This window comes from Novosphingobium sp. BL-S-21, assembly GCF_055521655.1.
Window position 1 is genome coordinate 405,936 of the sequence record NZ_CM145496.1, and the last position, 16,331, is coordinate 422,266.

A 16,331-nucleotide genomic window follows, 5' to 3' on the forward strand; every position below is an offset into this window, starting at 1 on the left:
TGCGGCGAAGCGCACAACATCGGCGCTCGCCCACGTGATTCAGGAGATCCCATGAATATCCAGTTCCTTGACGCTGCTGCAGCCGCCCCGGCGCGTCTCGTCGCCCGCTTCGTGAATCAGGATTCGATTCCCGCCGACATCGAGCAGGTCCTTGCCGAAGGCGCCAAGGCATCGCGTTTCGCCGGCAAGGCCGGACAGGTGTTCGAAGGCTTCGTAGAGCGTGACGGCAAAGTCGTGCGCGCGGTGCTGGCCGGTATCGGCGCGGCCGATGCGAAAGACCGCAAGGGCGCCGTGGAGCGCGCCGGTGCGGCTGTCGTCGGCAAGTACCTGACCTCGGGCGAGACGGCGCTGACCCTGGACCTGACCGGCGCGGGCCTTTCGGCCGAAGAAGCTGCCGGTGCGCTGCTTGGCGCGGTGCTGCGCGGATGGCGTCTCGACACCTACCGCACCAAGCTGGCCGACGATGCCAAGCCCAGCCTCGTGGACATCGCCGTGATCGGTGCGCCGGAAGGCACCGAGGCGGTCTGGGCGGTCGAGCAGGCGATCGTCGCCGGCGTGTCGTTCACGCGCGAACTGGTGACCGAGCCCGCCAACGTGATCTATCCCGAATCCTTCGTCGCGCGCTGCGAGGCGAAGTATGCAGGCAGCGGCCTCAAGGTCCGCGTGCTCGACGAGAAGGAAATGGCCGACCTCGGCATGGGTTCGCTGCTCGGCGTGGCCCAGGGCTCGGTGCGTCCCGCGCGCCTGCTCGTGCTGGAGTGGCTGGGCGGAACCGCGGGTGAAGCACCCGTGGCTTTCGTCGGCAAGGGCGTGACGTTCGACACCGGCGGCATCTCGATCAAGCCGGCAGCCGGCATGGAAGACATGAAGTGGGACATGGGCGGCGCCGGTGCGGTGGCCGGCACCATGCTCGCGCTCGCGCTGCGCAAGGCCAAGGCCAATGTGGTCGGCGTCTGCGGCCTTGTGGAAAACATGCCCGACGGCAATGCCCAGCGCCCCGGTGACGTCGTCACCTCGCTCTCGGGCCAGACCATCGAAGTGATCAACACCGACGCCGAGGGCCGCCTGGTTCTCTGCGATGCGCTCACCTGGGTGCAGCGCGAATACAAGCCGGCCAAGGTCGTCGATCTCGCCACGCTGACCGGCGCCATCATCCTGTCGCTGGCGCATGAATATGCGGGCCTGTTCTCGAACAACGACGAACTCGCCGGCCAGCTCAACGCAGCGGGCGACGCTTCGGGTGACCGCCTGTGGCGCATGCCGATGGGCCCGAACTACGACAAGATGATCGACAGCCCGATCGCCGACATCAAGAACGTCGGCCCGCGCTTCGGCGGCTCGATCACGGCGGCGCAGTTCCTGCTGCGCTTCATCGAGAACGACACCCCCTGGGCCCACCTCGACATTGCCGGCACCGTCTGGACCGACAAGCCGGGCGCGACCTGGGACAAGGGCGCTTCGGGCTTCGGCGTACGCCTGCTCGACCGTTTCGTTCGCGACACCCTCGAAGCGTAAGGCAAAGGCGAAGCGTAAGGCAAAGGCGGGGACACGGCGATGCGCGTGGATTTCTACCAGCTCAGTCGTGACCCCGCCGAAAGCGCGCTTGCGCTGATCGCCGGCAAGGTGGCGGGGAATGGCGAGCGTCTGCTCGTCGTCTCCGCCGACCTCGGCCAGCGCCAGCGGATCTGCCAGGCGCTCTGGTCGGCCGGGCCGGAGAGTTTCCTGGCCAGTGGCTTCGCGGGCGACGGCAGCGAGGATCGGCAGCCGATCCTCATTTCCGACGCGCCCGAACCGGCCAACGGCGCCAGGTTCATGGCCATTGCCGATGGCCAGTGGCGGGAAGGGGAAGAGGCTTTCGAGCGTACCTTCTTCCTGTTCGACGAATCGACGCTCCAGCACGCGCGCGACACCTGGCGCGCACTGCGCGGCAGAGAAGGCGTCGAGCATCATTACTGGAAGCAGGACGGCGGCCGCTGGGTCCAGGCGGGGTGATCCCGAGCCGATAGGCTCTCGCGCCGAAGTTGATCCGGAACGACCGTAAGTTAATCGCCTGCGCCTTGCGATGAAGCCGGTTCCCGGCTAGTGGCGCGCGCAAGAACCATAACCCTTTTCGCCCTACAGTTTGCAAGGAACATCCCATGGCGGTTACCCGCACCTTTTCGATCATCAAGCCCGACGCCACTCGCCGCAACCTGACCGGCGGCGTGACCAAGATGCTCGAGGAAGCCGGCCTGCGCGTCGTCGCCTCCAAGCGCATCCAGATGACGCAGGAACAGGCTGAAGGCTTCTACGCCGTTCACAAGGAACGTCCCTTCTTCAACGACCTCGTCTCGTTCATGATCTCGGGTCCCGTGGTCGTGCAGGCGCTCGAAGGCGAAGACGCCGTGAAGCGCAACCGCGACGTGATGGGCGCCACCAACCCGGCCGACGCTGCCGAGGGCACCATCCGCAAGACCTTCGCCGAATCGATCGAAGCCAATTCGGTCCACGGTTCGGACTCGGACGAGAACGCCGCGATCGAGATCGCCTATTTCTTCAAGCCGGAAGAACTCGTCGGCTGAAGCACGCGCTTCGATTGACATTGAAAAGGCCGCCCCCAAAGGGCGGCCTTTTTGTTTCGGGCTTGCCGAACCGCCCAAAACCAACGTCCCCGGTCGCAATCGTACCAGCGGCGGAGGTTTGTGCTTTTCGATTTGGCCTATTCCGCTTCTGCGCTAGATTGCCGCCCGGAAGAGGAGAGCAGACATGCAGGGCATGGGCGATACGGGCGAAGTCTGTCCGTTCGAGTTCAATTTCGACGAGAAGACCTTCAAGGTGGGCGACACCGTGAGCTACCGCGTGGGCGGCAGTCTCGAAGGGTTTCCTTTCGTCGGCACGCTGATCGAAGTCCATGACGATTATGTTCTGATCGCGGGGGATCCTCAGGAACCCGAGAAGCGTTACCGGGGCACGCGCGAAAGCCGGCCGCAAGTCGACTATTCCGAAATCTGATGAACCCGAATTCCGAGGGGCCGCCGCTGCCTTGATCTGGCGCAAGGCGGGTTCGGACGAGAGAGACTAGCTCAGGAACACGCCTTCATTCGTTTCGAATCAAGAGGAGAGCCGATGTCACAGGTCCATGGTCACAAGCCCCACGATCTTGCCTCCGAGTTTCCGGACGATCTCGAGATCCTGCGCCATCTCAAGGCGACGCGCGGGCACTTTGCTGTGCTTGCCGACCGCTATGACGAAGTGAACGGCGCGATCCAGCGCGTCGAATCGGAGATCGAGGCCGCGTCGGACATGCGGCTGGAGGAACTCAAGAAGGAGCGCCTCTGTCTGCTCGACCAGCTTGGCCGGATGATCCGCGATGCAGGGGCGGTGGGCGCCTGAGTTCAGGTCGCAGCGGCTCCTGCCGGAGCCTTCGAAGGATCAGAACTGGTCGGCCGCGTCGATCAGGGCGGTTAGCTTCTTCGGTGCGATCGCCCGCCAGGAACGCGCCAGCCATCCGCCGATGGCATCCCAGTCGTTCTGGCCAAGGTCCAGGCGGATGCCGATCCAGCCGTCGCCGAAATAGGCCGGGCGGAAATAGCGGTCTTCATCCCCCTCGATCAGCATCGCCTGTTCGTCGGGACCGCTGATCTTCACCAGCAGCGCCGTGCGCCCGTCGGCGTGGTGATTCGACGTGAAGTAAGCGAACTTCTTGCCCTTGATCACGCCGAAGCAGGGCATGCCATGGCTCTGGATCTCATCGGCTTCGGGCAGGGCCATAGCGCGTTCGCGAATGCGTTCGAGCAGCCATTCCGGGCTCGATTCGCGCACGACCAGAGCGGCCAGGCAACGCGAGTAGAGTTGGTGTTCCGCGATCAGCACACGGGAGGCGAGCGCCTCTGCCGTGTCGCCCGGAACGATCGCGACCGGGATCTGGCCCAGGATCGGGCCTTCGTCCAGCTCGGGAATGACCAGGTGGACGCTGACTCCGCCATGGCTGTCCCCCGCCTCGATGGCGCGCTGGTGGGTGTGGAGGCCGGTGTATTTCGGCAGGAGCGACGGGTGGATATTGACCATCCGGCCGCTCCACCGGCCCACGAATCCCTCGGTGAGGATCCGCATGTAGCCCGCGAGTGCGACCCATTGGGCGCCGGATTCGCGGATCGCCGCGTCCATCGCTGCGTCATGCTCGTCGCGGCCGAGACCCTTGTGGCTCAGCGCGAAAGTGGCGACGCCCTCGGCCGCTGCCAGGGCGAGGCCGCCCGCATCCGGCCTGTTGCTGGCGACGAGGACGATCTCGTAGGGACAGTCCTCGGCGCGGCTGGCATAGAGCAGGGCGGCCATATTGGTGCCGCTGCCCGATATCAGGACGGCGACCTTTGCCTTCTCAGGCAAGATGGACGGCCTCCCAGTCCTCGCGCGCGGACCAGACTTCGGCGGCGCCCTGCACGGTGCAGCCCTTGTCGCCTTCCTCGATGATGCCGATGACGAAAACGGTTTCGCCGGCGGCTTCCAGCTCGGTCTTGAGCGCGGCGGCTTCTTCGGCCGGCACGGCCAGAACCATGCCGATGCCGCAGTTGAAGGTGCGAGCCATTTCTGCCGGCTCGATATGGCCCTGGGCCTGGAGGAAGGCCATCAGGCGCGGCTGTTCCCAGGCACCGGCATCGATGCGGGCGTGGAGACCCTTGGGCAGGACGCGCGGGATGTTCTCAAGCAGGCCGCCGCCGGTGATGTGGGCAAGGGCGTTGATGCGGCCCGAGCGAATGAAGGGCAGCAGGCTCTTAACGTAGATGCGCGTAGGCGCGATCAGCGCGTCGATCAGCAGCGTGTCCGAATCGAACAGCGCCGGACGGTCGAGCTTCCAGCCCTTGTCCTCGGCCAGGCGGCGGACCAGCGAGTAACCGTTCGAGTGCACGCCCGACGAAGCCAGGCCCAGCAGCACGTCGCCATCGGCTACCTTGTCTCCGGTCAGCTGCTCGCCGCGCTCCACGGCGCCGACGCAGAAGCCGGCAAGATCGTAGTCGCCGGCGGCATACATGCCCGGCATTTCCGCGGTCTCGCCGCCGATCAGGGCGCAGCCGGAGATGCGGCAACCGTCGGCAATACCGGCCACGACACGCTCGGCGACGCCGTTCTCCAGCTTTCCGGTGGCGAAGTAATCGAGGAAGAACAGGGGCTCCGCGCCCTGGACGATAAGGTCGTTCACGCACATGGCGACAAGGTCGATACCGATGTGGTCATGGCGATCATGATCGATGGCGAGCTTGACCTTGGTGCCCACGCCGTCGTTGGCGGCGACCAGCAGCGGGTCCTTGTAGCCGGCCGCGCGCGGATCGAAGAAACCGCCGAAGCCTCCCAGCTCCGCATCGGCGCCGGGGCGCGCGGTGGATTTCGCGAGCGGGGCGATGGCCTTCACCAGCGCGTTGCCGGCGGCGATGGAGACGCCGGCCTGCTCGTAGGAATAGCTCTTCGGGGTGTTATCGTCGGACATTGCGCGCGCATAGTGCGCAAACGCCTTGCTGTCACGCCCGAGGCGCGAATCCGGGCAACAAATCGGGCGGAAACTTTGTCTCCCGCATTCTTTGACGGCCTTTGTCGGCAGGCTTCCGCCAATTTGCGCATCGCTCGGCAATACAACTGTGCGAGCCTTCGGATTACGACTTGGTTTTCCGGATCGGTTTGGGCAAAAGGCCCATCGGTTTGATGATGGCGATAGCGTTTTCCCATAATATCCGGCGCGTGGCCGGCAAGGGCCTCACCTGGGGCCTGGCCTTGACCCGTTCGCGCGGCTCCGGCGACGGTTCGGTGCGCCGTATGGCCCTCATGGCCGGCGGTGCCGCGATTCTCGCTGCGGGAGCGGTGGGCGGCTATCGACTCGTGGCGCAAGTGGAGGGCGATCGCGGCATCGCTCCGCTCGCCAACTCCGAAGACATCCAGGTCAACGGCATCAAGGTCGACGTTACCGCCAAGACCGGTGCGGATGCGCGCCTGGAAGGCTGGAAGCAGGCCGAGAAGGAAGCCTGGAAGAAGCTCGGCGGACCGGACATGCCGGTCGAATCGATCGACGCCATGGTTTCCTCGGTCGTCATCGGCCAGGAACAGGTCGGCCCGCGGCGCTACATCGCGACGCTGGGCGTCATCTTCAGCAAGGCGCGCGCAGGACAATATGTCGGCGCCGGCGGGGCGACGATCCGTTCGGCGCCGATGCTGGTGCTTCCCGTGCTCTATTCGGGCGGCGTGCAGCAGGTATTCGAGGTGCGCGGCCCCTGGCAGCGTGCCTGGGCCGAATTCCAGGCTTCGCAGAGCCCCATCGATTATGTCCGCCCGGTGGGCGCGGGCGGAGAATCGCTGATCCTCACGGCCGGGCAGGCATCGCGCCGCAGCCGTCTGTGGTGGCGCAATGTTCTCAACCAGTTCGACGCTGCCGATGTGCTGGTGCCCTATGCCCGGCTCGAACGGCAATGGCCCGGTGGTCCGATCCACGGCACCTTCACGGCGCGCTACGGCCCCGACAATACGTTCCTCGGCACGTTCGAACTCGATGCTGCCAGCGAGCAGGAACTGCCGGCCATGCTGGACAAGGCGGTCCAGCGTATGGATGGCCTCTATCGCGATGCGCTTTCCGGGGGTGAATTGCGGCCCGATGCCACGCTGACGACCAGCGGGCAGGTGCTTGACCGCGCCTTCGCCGAACTGCGGCAGAAGCTGATGCCCAAGGGCGGAGACGCTTTCGCGCCGCTGCCTCTTCCCTCGCAGACGGAGGCGCCCGCCGCGGTGCCGTCGCTGGTGCCCACGGCCCCGGTCGAGACCGTTTCGGTACAGTTCGCCTCGCCTGACGCGGCGGCTGTCGATGCGGCGCTCGCGGCGGTTCGGGGTGTGCCGGGTGTGCGCGGCGCAGCCACGGTCAGCCTGGCCGTCGGCGGCACTTCAGTGATGCGCGTGACCGTCGAAGGCGGCGGCGAGCGGCTCGCTTCGGCTCTGCGCGGGCAGGGCTGGAAGGTGACGAGCGGCGGCGGCGCGCTGAGGATCACGCGCTAGGTCCTCCCGGTGATGAAGCAGATCGCACTTCCGCTGTCGGCCGCGAGCGACAGCCCGCCGCGCATTGTCGTCGGCAATGCCAACGCACAGGCGATCGATGCGCTGTTGGAGCCGGGCACCTGGCCGTTTCACAGCGCCATCCTGTCCGGCCCCCCGCGTTCGGGCAAATCGCTGCTGGCGCGCTGGTTCGTCGAATCGGGCCATGGCGATGCCCTCGACGACGCCGACCGCCTGGATGAGGACATCGTCTTTCACAGCTGGAATCGCGCCCAGGAACGCGCGCGGCCGCTGCTGATCATTTCCAGTCGGCGGCGCGGGTCGGGCGAGGATCGCTGGCAGGTGACTTTGCCGGACCTCGGATCGCGGCTCGGCGCGGCGCTTGAACTGGAAATTGGAGCGCCCGATGCGGAAATGCTGGGCGAATTGATCGACGTCCATGCCCAGATGCGCGGGCTGTCTCTGGATCCTTCTGCAACCGACTATCTTGTACCGCGTTGCGAACGTAGCCATGTGGGCGTCGAAAAACTGGTCGCCGCCATCGACCGTCTCAGTCTGGAGCGCAAGCAGCCGCCGACCCTGGCGATCTGGCGTGAAGCGCTTTCCGAGTTGAAGTGGACGATGGACCTCAACGGCGACGAGCCGAAAGCCTCATGACCTCATGGCTTGCTTTGCGGGCCGATTGATGGGAGATTCGCGCGATGCTGGGTAATCTGGTCCGCTATCTGGACTCTGTGGTCGCGCGTGATCCCGCGCCGCGATCGCGTTGGGAAGTCCTGCTCTATCCGGGCGTATGGGCGCTGTTCTTCCACAAGATCGCGCACCGTCTGTTCCGGGCGGACCTGTTTTTCCTGGCCCGCGTGGTGAACCACATATCGCGGTTCCTGACCGCCATCGACATTCACCCCGGTGCCACGATCGGCCGTAACTTTTTCATCGATCACGGTTTCACCGTGATCGGGGAAACCGCCATCATCGGCGACAATGTGACGATCTACCAGTGCGTGACGCTCGGCGGCTCGAACCCGACCAACGGCAAGGGCGGCAAGCGGCATCCGACCTTGCTGGACAATGTGATCGTCGGCTCCGGCGCACAGATCATCGGTCCGGTCACGGTGGGCAAGCGTGCCCGCGTGGGTGCCAGCGCTGTCGTTACCGAAGACGTGCCGGAAGGTGCGACCATGATCGGCGTCAAGGCACGCTCCACGCTCGTCAAGGCGGAGACTTACGCCAAGGAATTCATGCCTTACGGCACGCCCTGCAAGGAGCCGTGCGAGCCGGTGGGCAGCCAGCGAGTGGACGAACTGGAAGAGCAGGTCGCGGCGCTCCGGGCGCAAGTGGACACGCTGCTGCACCGCCTCGAAGAGGAAAAGCAAGTCGAACCGGCCGTGAAGGGTGTCTGACGGGCGGATGTCTTCCATTACCGGGACCGGAAGCGTCGTCGCTTTTCCGGGACGCATCCCGCTTCAGGTGGGGTTCGACCGACTGGAGCTGCAACGTATCCTCGATCTTTACGGCCGCATGGTCGCCGCCGGGATCTGGCGCGACTACGCCATGGATTTCGGCAAGGAAGCGGCGAATTTTTCAGCCTTCCGCCGCGCTGCGGAAAGGCCTCAGGCCCGGGTCGAAAAGCGGCCGTCCCTGCGCAGCAAGCAGGGCATGTGGACGCTGTTCGGAGAAGCCGGCCAGGTGCTCAAGCGCGGTCATGAACTGGCCGGCATTCTCAGCCCGCTGGAGCGCAAGCTGCTCAAGATCGTGGAAGACTGAGCCTTCGAACGATCTTGCGCTGCTGAGGGTCAGGCGAAGGCGTGATGCACGCTCATCTCGGAAGCCTGTGCTTTCGTGATGGCATTGGCGATCAGCAGCAGCGTGGCCCCGGCCACGAGATGGAACCCATAGCCTGTCAGATCGAGTACGGTGATGGGGCTGGTGATGTCGCCGATGGTGGTGCTGCCGTTGGCGATCAGATTCCCCAGGACCCAGCAGGACCACCAGGCGATCAGCATCCGCTCGGTCCTGGCAGGCTGGTTTTCGTTCGCGAGATGGCTGGCGTTCCACAGTTCGCGCATGGCCTGGAACGGCTTGAACCAGAACGCGAAGGGAATGAAGTACCAGCCCACCGCCATGTTCGGCTTGAACTCCAGCCCTTCGATCCCGGCGGCGAAGAGGTTGGCATGGGCGCGGTGGACCCAGAGGCAGACAGCGATCACACTGGCGACGAAGCACAGCGCATAGGCCAGTCCGGAGAAGCCGGCTGCCAGAACGAGCGGATGGTCTCCCTCCTGGTCAAGACCTCGGCCGATGACGGATCCCCACAGGATGAGGGTCGCCGCGGTGCAGGCCAGATAAGCACCGATGACGAAGCGCAGGCCGGTTTCCCGTCTCCGCAGCGAGATCAGTCCTCTTTCAAGCTCGTCTTCCTGCATGGCTTCGTCCCCCCGAATATCCAGAGGGGTGGCCGTACAAGAGGCAGTCCCGCGGTCAACCGACTTTCGCGGATTTAATTCTGCGATTTCAGAAGCATCGACAAGGCATGATGAGCCTGATCCATTCCCGTTTCGAGGATTCGGTCTCCGCGCCGGTCGGCTATGCGGGGCCAGGCCTGGGCGAACGACTCCACGGTCAGCTGTTCCGATGGCAGCAGAACGCCGTCGTTCATGGTCACGAAGGCGCTCTGGCACACGCCGCCGCCGGCGCCAACGATGGCATCGTTGGGTGCGTCCCTGGAAACGAGGAACAGCGCGGCCGGGACGACGGCTTCCGGCCGGAACGCGTGATAGGCTTCATCGGGGAAGATATCGGCCGTCATGCGCGTGCCGGCAGTGGGTGCCAGCGAATTGACCCGGATGTCGTATTTCGCGCCTTCCATCCGCAAGGTCCGCGCCAGGCCGAGCACGCCGAGTTTGGCGGCGCCGTAATTCGCCTGGCCGAAATTGCCGCCGAGGCCGCTGGAGCTGGTGGTCATCAACACGCGGCCGTAGTTCTGCTCCCGCATGATCTCCCACACGGCTTTCGTGGCAAAGGCGCTGCCGAGCAGGTTGACCCGCACCACGCGTTCGAAGTCGGCCATGTCCATCTTCGCAAAAGTGCGGTCTCGCAGGATGCCGGCGTTGTTGATGAGGATATGGATGCCGCCCCAGTTTTCGCGGGTACGAGCGGCCAGGGCCTCCATCTGGGCGAAGTCGGAAACGTCGCCGCCATCGGCCATGGCCTCTCCGCCCAGAGCTTTGATCTCATCGACCACGGCAAGGGCGGCCTCGGAATGGCCCGCGCCGCCGCGATCGGTGCCGAGATCGTTCACGACCACTCTCGCGCCGCGCCGCGCTAGTTCCAGTGCATAAGCGCGACCAAGCCCGTGACCGGCACCGGTGACCACGGCGACCTGGCCGGCGAAAGAGATGAATTCCTGCATGGAGAAAGAAATGGCAGGTTGCGCGAGGCGCATCAATCGCGACTTTCGTGGCCAAGTGCATGATGGCCAAATGCATGGTGGAAGGCGTCTCGGCGCCGCATTCGCGGGGACGACTCTCAAACCTTGCCCCGGCGCGTGTCCGGGGCCATAGGCGCTGTGAAACGAATCTGCGCCGATAAGCGAAAGGCCCTGCGATGAAAGTCCGCGTCCACGTCAGCCTCAAGCCTGGTGTCCTCGACCCGCAGGGCCGGGCGATCCACCACTCGCTCGAAGGCCTGGGCTTCTCCGGCGTCAATGACGTGCGTGCCGGCCGTCTCTTCGAGCTGGACGTTGCAGACACGGTCAGCGACGAAGCCATCGACGACATGTGCAAGAAGCTCCTCGCCAACATGGTGATCGAGAACTACCGCATCGAGAAGGTCGCCTGATGGCCTTCCGCTCCGCTGTCGTCACGTTCCCGGGCTCCAACTGCGACCGCGACCTGGCGGTGGCGTTGGAGAAGATTTCGGGGACCGAATGCATCCGCGTCTGGCACGGCGATGCCGAACTGCCGGAAAACCTCGATTTCATCGGCCTGCCCGGCGGTTTTTCCTACGGCGACTACTTGCGCTGCGGCGCGATCGCGTCGCGTTCGCCGGTGATGCAGGCCGTCGTCGCGGCTGCCAATCGCGGCGTGCCGGTGTTCGGCGTCTGCAACGGCTTCCAGGTGTTGACCGAAAGCGGTCTTCTGCCGGGCGCCCTGCTGCGCAATTCGGGCATTCGCTTCGTCTGCCGCGAAGTCTCGCTCAAGGTCGAGAACGCCCAGTCGCTGTTCACTTCGGGATACGAAGCGGGTCAGCACATTCGCGTGCCGGTGGCGCATCACGACGGCAACTACCATGCCGACGAGGAAACGCTGGACCGCCTTGAAGGCGAGGGCCGCGTGGCCTTCCGCTACGCCGAAGACGTCAACGGTTCGGCGCGCCAGATCGCCGGCGTGCTCAATGCGGCCGGCAACGTGCTGGGCATGATGCCGCACCCCGAGCGCGCGATCGAAAGCATCCACGGCGGCACCGACGGCCGCGCGCTGTTCGAAAGCGCCATTCGCGGGATGGTCGGGGCCTGAGGCTTCCGGATCGATGGGCCATGGTTCGCCATGGCCCAAGGTCCCCGCTGATAGGCTCGCTGGGCGTCAGGCTTTCGCTTTGCCGCCGACGCCCTTCAGATATTCTTCCATGCCCCGGATGTAATCGGGGTTGAGCATCAGCGCGCTGTTGGCCATGCGCTCGATGTGGCGCGCGCTGTCGCGGCCGACTTCGGCGCTGAGTTCGATGGCGACCTTGGCGGCGCCCATTTGCTCGGGGTTCTGCCTGGCCAGGTGGCGGCAGAATTCCATGACATCCGCCTCGAACGTCTCGTCTTCATAGACCTGATGGACCAGCCCCATGGTGAGAGCCATGTCGGCGGGTGCGGGCTTGTTCGCCATGATCAGCCAGCGCGCCCAGTGCGGGCCGCAGATGCGGGTGAGGCGCGAGACACCCCCCGAGGCCGGAAGTACGCCGAACAGGCCTTCCGGGAAGGCATAGGCTGCACTCTTCGCGGCAAGGCGGAAATCGCACGAGAGGCTCATCTCCAGCCCGCCACCGACGCACATCGCGTGATGTGCGACGACGAAGGGCTTCTCGATATGCTCGATCTCATCCCAGAGCTGCTGCATGTTGTTGAGATTGAGCCGGTGGTTCTCGCGAATACCGCGCGCGCTGCCGCCGGTGGAGACGGGCGAGACGATGTTCTGATTGCCGCCGCGCAAGTCCGCGCCGGAGCTGAAATAGCGCCCGGCCGAGCGGATGAGCATGACTTTCAGCTCGGGCGTTTCGCGAAAGCGCAGCACGGCCTCGGTCAGGAGGTCCATCATCTGCCGGCTGATGGCGTTGAGCTTATCGGGCCGGTTGAGCGTGGCGATCAGGATGCCGTCCACGTCTTCGGTGAGCAGGTGCGGTGCTTCGTCGGTCATGGTTTCCACCTCCTCAATTACGCGACCGCGGCAGGCCGAGGCCCTTTTCAGCGATCATCGAACGGTGCACCTGGCTGGTGCCGCCGTAAATGGTCGTCCCATGGGCATGGCGATAGGCGAGATTGAGCGCATTGGCCGCGCCCTTCCGCTTGGCCAGCGAATAGGGCGCCGTCAGATCGAGCAGATCGCGCGAGTCGGTGATGAAGAGTTCGGACGAGAACATCTTCGCCATCGGCCCATAGGCGCCGTTGCCCTTGCCGTGGACTTGCGTCCAGTTGGCGCGATAGGCGATCATTTCGGAGGCGATGACATGGGCATACGTGCGGGCCAGTCGCATCTGGGCCTTGGGCGTATCGATCAGCTTGCCGCCGCCCGCCACCGGGATTTCCTCGCAGAGTTCGACCGCGTTTTCGAGCATCGCGCGCTGCACTTTGGCAAAGCCGCCGCCATGTTCGAGTTCGAGGCTGGCCGCCATGGTGCGGCCTCCGGCGTTGATCTCTCCCAGGCGCCAGGTGTCCGGGATCCTGACGTTGTCGTAGAACGTGATATTGGTGCGCTCGTCCATGAACGTATGGACGGCCTGGATCGTGACGCCTTCGGCCTTGAGCGGCACGATGAACATCGTCAGCCCCTTGTGCTTCGGCGCGTCGGGATCGGTGCGGCAGAGCATCAGCACATAATCGGTAAGGTTGGCGCCGCTCGTCCACATCTTGGTGCCATCGATCCGCCAGGAGCCGTCCTCAAGCCGGGTGGCCTTGCACTGCGCGGCGAAGACGTCCGAGCCGCATCCCGGTTCGGAGTAGCCGAGCGAGCAGATCGCATCGCCCGCCATGACCTTGGACAGCACGTCGCGCTTCAGGTCCTCGGTGCCGAAGCGGTACATGATGAGCGCCACCATCTGCGCGACATTGGCGACAGGATTGTTCCAGCCCTCTTCCTCGAAAGCCTCGCGGGCGCCGGTCACTGCATAAGGGCTGAGGCCGCGTCCGCCGACATCTTTGGGAAGCTGGAGATAGGCAAGGTTCGCCTCGACCAGCTGCTTGTGGATGACCGGGTTGTGGCCTTCCCATGAGAAGTGAAACTTCTCGCGCTGTTCGTCAGTGACGTTGCTGGCGAAGAAGGTGCGGATTTCCTGCTGGATCGCACGGGCATCCTCGCCCAGATCGAACTCGACCGGAACTTCGCCCACATCGGGAAGGCTGGCTTTTTCGTCGGCGTAGAGGCGGCGGCCGGCCTCTGCCAGCCAGTCCTCGGGATCGCCCGCGACCAGCGGCCACGCCTTGGCGCGCAAGTTGTAGAGGTGGACGTCATGCTCGGTGGTGAGGCCGATGCCGCCGAAGGTCTGCACGGCATGGCGCACGGTGCGGCCCGCCGCGCCGGAGGCGTACCACGCGGCCAGCGAGACCTGCGCGCCGGCGGCCGCCTCGCCGTCGGCGATCGAGCGCATGGCTTTCCAGGCGAGGAACTTGGCGGAATCGATCTCGCAGATCAGGTCCGCCATCGGATGGGACAAGGCCTGGAAAGTGCCGATGAACACGCCGAATGCCTTGCGCTCGCCGGCATATTCCGCCGCCATCGTCAGCGCCGCCCGGCTGAGGCCGGAGAGCGCGAGTGCGATCAGGATTTTCCATTCCTCGAGACCGGCGGCGAAAGTCGCGAGCGCCGGGTCCCCGCTGCCAAGCACGGTTACGGGCAGGGCGGAGAGATCGAGGTCGGCGATAGCCGTGGAGGCCAGAGTCGGCTCGGCCATGCGTGCATCGGCGGGCACCGTGACGAGTACGATCTCGTCACCCTTGCGGGCCACGACAGCGTCGGCAACCAGACCGCCAGCGACCCATTGCCTGGGGAACTGTGCGATATCCTGCATGGCGATGGTGACCACCGCTTCGCCGCCGACTGCGTTTGCCAGAAGGTCTTCCTGGCCGCCCAGCAGGCCCAGCACGCGCGTTGCCACCAGAGCTTCGGCCAGCGGACCGGAGGCGAGCGTGCGGCCCGCCTCTTCCATTAGCAGACCGGCGTCGAACAGGCCGAGGCCCATGCCGTCCGCCTCTTCAGGCACGCGCATCGCAAAAGCGCCGAGTTCGGCAAGGCCCGACCACATTTCGGGATCGAAGCCGCCGGATTCCTGCGCCTTGCGCACGCGCGTGGAACTGGAATGCTCGTCGAGGAAGCGCGCGAACGTGTCGCGCATCATGCCCTGTTCGTCGGTGAGGTCGAAGTTCATTTCAGGCTTTTCCCGGGGCTTTTGGTTTTCGTGTTTCCTCGTCAACATCATACCTCGTCGCCCCGTTCAATCGCCCGGCCCACGCAATCGCGGGCGCGATAGCTGGAAACGCGTGCTGGCCGCCTGGGGAGGGGAGGCGTAGCTTCCCCGGTCAAGGCGCCGTTAAAGATGCGCCCGCCGGCAGCCGATCCGGCCCGGCAACTTTGGGAGTGCCGTCATGCAAATGAACGACATGGTGCTGATCAGCGTCGACGATCATATCAGCGAGCCGCCGGATCTGTTCCAGAACCACCTTTCCGGCGCCGCGCTCGACTCGGCGCCGAAGCTGATCCAGGACGAGAACGGCAAGGACTTGTGGGTCTATCAGGGGATGAAGTTCCCCTCGGTTGGCTTGAATGCCGTGGTCGGCCGGCCCTTCGAGGAATACGGCATGGAGCCGACCTCGCTCGATCAGCTTCGCGCCGGTTGCTATGACGTGCACGAACGCATCAAGGACATGGACGTCAACGGCGTCGCCTCGTCGCTCAACTTCGGTTCGGTGTTCGACTTTGCCGGCGGCCGCCTCCACCGCGTGCCCGATCGCGAACTCGCGAAAGTCCATGTAAGCGCTTATAACGACTGGCATATCGACGAGTGGTGCGGCGCCTATCCGGGGCGTTTCATCCCCTGCGCGATCCTTCCGACCTGGGACATGGACGCCACCATCGCCGAGATGAAGCGCGTGTCGGCCAAGGGCTGCCACACCGTCTCGATCAGCGAGAACCCCACCTGTCAGGGCCTGCCGAGCATCCACAACGCCTATTGGGATCCGTTCTACAAGGCGATCAACGATCTCGACATGACGATCTGCATCCACATCGGCGGCGGCAATCCGGCGCCCCATGCCTCGATGGAAACGCCGATCGAGGCGTGGATCTCGACCATGCCGATGTCGATCGCCTATGCCGCCTCGGACTGGCTCCAGCTTGAGGCGCTGCATCACTATCCCGACATGCGCATCGCGCTTTCGGAAGGCTCGATCGGTTGGGTGCCCTACTTCACCGAGCGGGCGGACTTCTCGAACTGGCGGCACAAGGCCTGGACCAACTCTCGTTTCCAGAAGATGAAGCCCAGCGAGATGTTCCGGCGGCACTTCCTGAACTGCTTCATCGACGATGCCTTCGGCCTGCAGAACATCCAGTTCATCGGCGAGGACAACATCGCCTATGAATGCGACTATCCGCACTCCGACACGCTCTGGCCGGAAGTGCCCGAAAACCTCTGGCCCTCGATCAACCATCTGACCGACGCGCAGATCGACAAGATCACGCACGGGAATGCCATGCGCTGGTTCCGCTTCGATCCGTTCCAGCACTTCACGCGCGCGGAACTGACGGTCGGTGCGCTGCGCGAGAAGGCGAAGGCGGCGGGCGTGGATACCGGTCCGAAGTCATCTGCAGGTGAGCGTCCGGTGGAGGAAGGCGATACCCGTCCGGTCACCTCGGGCGACATCATGAAGATGTTCATGCGGCATGAGGATACCGACCGCACGGCCCGGATGCAGAAACAGGAGGCCTGATCGCAGGCTCGATCCGGCGTTCCTGCTCGCCTGCAAGCCCTGTGCGAGATTTTGCGCGGGGGCGATATGTGCAGGGACGCCGGGCCTTGGCGTACGAAAAGCGGAATTGATCGAGCCGGTTGATGATAATTTCATCCGC

The 16,331-nt window shown here is 64.8% G+C and carries 18 protein-coding genes; 12 read left to right on the top strand and 6 right to left on the bottom strand.

Annotation, left to right across the window (positions count from 1 at the left end; translation table 11 throughout):
• Positions 1 to 51: 51 nt before the first annotated feature.
• From ACZ1J6_RS10280 to ACZ1J6_RS10300, 5 genes are all read left to right on the top strand, one after another.
• A complete protein-coding gene (locus tag ACZ1J6_RS10280; protein WP_132262437.1) occupies positions 52 to 1,515 on the top strand; it encodes a leucyl aminopeptidase in 1,464 nt (487 codons plus the stop codon).
• 39 nt (positions 1,516 to 1,554) lie between these two features.
• Positions 1,555 to 1,992: a DNA polymerase III subunit chi gene (locus tag ACZ1J6_RS10285; protein ID WP_431566573.1), complete on the top strand. Its 438-nt coding sequence runs from the start codon at positions 1,555 to 1,557 to the stop codon at positions 1,990 to 1,992.
• A 146-nt stretch (positions 1,993 to 2,138) separates the two neighbouring features.
• On the top strand, positions 2,139 to 2,561 hold the full coding sequence (ndk, locus tag ACZ1J6_RS10290; RefSeq protein WP_132262441.1) for a nucleoside-diphosphate kinase: 423 nt from the start codon (positions 2,139 to 2,141) through the stop codon (positions 2,559 to 2,561).
• Positions 2,562 to 2,745: 184 nt separating this feature from the next.
• Entirely contained in the window at positions 2,746 to 2,991 is a 246-nt protein-coding gene (locus tag ACZ1J6_RS10295; RefSeq protein WP_132262443.1) for a hypothetical protein, read from the top strand.
• Positions 2,992 to 3,105: 114 nt separating this feature from the next.
• A complete protein-coding gene (locus tag ACZ1J6_RS10300; protein ID WP_431566574.1) occupies positions 3,106 to 3,372 on the top strand; it encodes a YdcH family protein in 267 nt (88 codons plus the stop codon).
• Positions 3,373 to 3,411: 39 nt separating this feature from the next.
• Here ACZ1J6_RS10300 and purN read toward each other — a convergent pair whose 3' ends face one another.
• Together purN and purM are read right to left on the bottom strand one after the other, a co-directional pair.
• Positions 3,412 to 4,314, bottom strand: coding sequence for a phosphoribosylglycinamide formyltransferase (gene purN, locus ACZ1J6_RS10305; protein ID WP_465128242.1), 903 nt, complete (start codon positions 4,312 to 4,314; stop codon positions 3,412 to 3,414).
• A 43-nt stretch (positions 4,315 to 4,357) separates the two neighbouring features.
• Positions 4,358 to 5,461 (bottom strand): phosphoribosylformylglycinamidine cyclo-ligase, encoded by a 1,104-nt coding sequence (gene purM / locus ACZ1J6_RS10310; RefSeq protein WP_134092790.1) that lies wholly within the window; start codon positions 5,459 to 5,461, stop codon positions 4,358 to 4,360.
• Between the two features lie 215 nt (positions 5,462 to 5,676).
• Between purM and ACZ1J6_RS10315 the strand changes: the two genes are divergently transcribed.
• Genes ACZ1J6_RS10315 through ACZ1J6_RS10330 form a run of 4 tightly spaced genes read left to right on the top strand, consistent with a single transcriptional unit; the run spans position 5,677 to position 8,772 of the window.
• Complete coding sequence (locus tag ACZ1J6_RS10315; protein ID WP_134092791.1) at positions 5,677 to 7,008, top strand: heavy-metal-associated domain-containing protein; 1,332 nt, start codon at positions 5,677 to 5,679, stop codon at positions 7,006 to 7,008.
• A 12-nt stretch (positions 7,009 to 7,020) separates the two neighbouring features.
• Positions 7,021 to 7,662 carry a P-loop NTPase family protein gene (locus ACZ1J6_RS10320; RefSeq protein WP_132262451.1) on the top strand — a complete coding sequence of 214 codons (642 nt, stop codon included), beginning with the start codon at positions 7,021 to 7,023 and terminating at the stop codon, positions 7,660 to 7,662.
• A gap of 44 nt (positions 7,663 to 7,706) precedes the next feature.
• A complete protein-coding gene (epsC, locus tag ACZ1J6_RS10325; RefSeq protein ID WP_132262453.1) occupies positions 7,707 to 8,408 on the top strand; it encodes a serine O-acetyltransferase EpsC in 702 nt (233 codons plus the stop codon).
• Positions 8,409 to 8,415: 7 nt separating this feature from the next.
• Positions 8,416 to 8,772 (top strand): DUF2794 domain-containing protein, encoded by a 357-nt coding sequence (locus ACZ1J6_RS10330; protein ID WP_132262455.1) that lies wholly within the window; start codon positions 8,416 to 8,418, stop codon positions 8,770 to 8,772.
• A 29-nt stretch (positions 8,773 to 8,801) separates the two neighbouring features.
• On the opposite strand, the gene ACZ1J6_RS10335 is transcribed toward ACZ1J6_RS10330, so the two are convergent.
• Together ACZ1J6_RS10335 and ACZ1J6_RS10340 are read right to left on the bottom strand one after the other, a co-directional pair.
• A complete protein-coding gene (locus tag ACZ1J6_RS10335; protein WP_431566576.1) occupies positions 8,802 to 9,431 on the bottom strand; it encodes a DUF4328 domain-containing protein in 630 nt (209 codons plus the stop codon).
• Between the two features lie 74 nt (positions 9,432 to 9,505).
• Positions 9,506 to 10,417 (bottom strand): SDR family NAD(P)-dependent oxidoreductase, encoded by a 912-nt coding sequence (locus ACZ1J6_RS10340; RefSeq protein ID WP_431566577.1) that lies wholly within the window; start codon positions 10,415 to 10,417, stop codon positions 9,506 to 9,508.
• A gap of 194 nt (positions 10,418 to 10,611) precedes the next feature.
• Between ACZ1J6_RS10340 and purS the strand changes: the two genes are divergently transcribed.
• Positions 10,612 to 10,845, top strand: a complete 234-nt coding sequence (purS, locus tag ACZ1J6_RS10345; RefSeq protein WP_132262461.1) for a phosphoribosylformylglycinamidine synthase subunit PurS — start codon at positions 10,612 to 10,614, stop codon at positions 10,843 to 10,845.
• Positions 10,845 to 11,522: a phosphoribosylformylglycinamidine synthase subunit PurQ gene (purQ, locus tag ACZ1J6_RS10350; protein WP_132262463.1), complete on the top strand. Its 678-nt coding sequence runs from the start codon at positions 10,845 to 10,847 to the stop codon at positions 11,520 to 11,522. Before purS ends, purQ begins: the two co-directional genes overlap by 1 nt.
• A gap of 66 nt (positions 11,523 to 11,588) precedes the next feature.
• On the opposite strand, the gene ACZ1J6_RS10355 is transcribed toward purQ, so the two are convergent.
• Positions 11,589 to 12,410, bottom strand: coding sequence for an enoyl-CoA hydratase/isomerase family protein (locus tag ACZ1J6_RS10355; protein ID WP_132262465.1), 822 nt, complete (start codon positions 12,408 to 12,410; stop codon positions 11,589 to 11,591).
• A gap of 13 nt (positions 12,411 to 12,423) precedes the next feature.
• Positions 12,424 to 14,634: an acyl-CoA dehydrogenase family protein gene (locus ACZ1J6_RS10360; RefSeq protein ID WP_431566578.1), complete on the bottom strand. Its 2,211-nt coding sequence runs from the start codon at positions 14,632 to 14,634 to the stop codon at positions 12,424 to 12,426.
• A gap of 217 nt (positions 14,635 to 14,851) precedes the next feature.
• Between ACZ1J6_RS10360 and ACZ1J6_RS10365 the strand changes: the two genes are divergently transcribed.
• Positions 14,852 to 16,192, top strand: coding sequence for an amidohydrolase family protein (locus ACZ1J6_RS10365; protein ID WP_431566579.1), 1,341 nt, complete (start codon positions 14,852 to 14,854; stop codon positions 16,190 to 16,192).
• Positions 16,193 to 16,331: the final 139 nt, after the last annotated feature.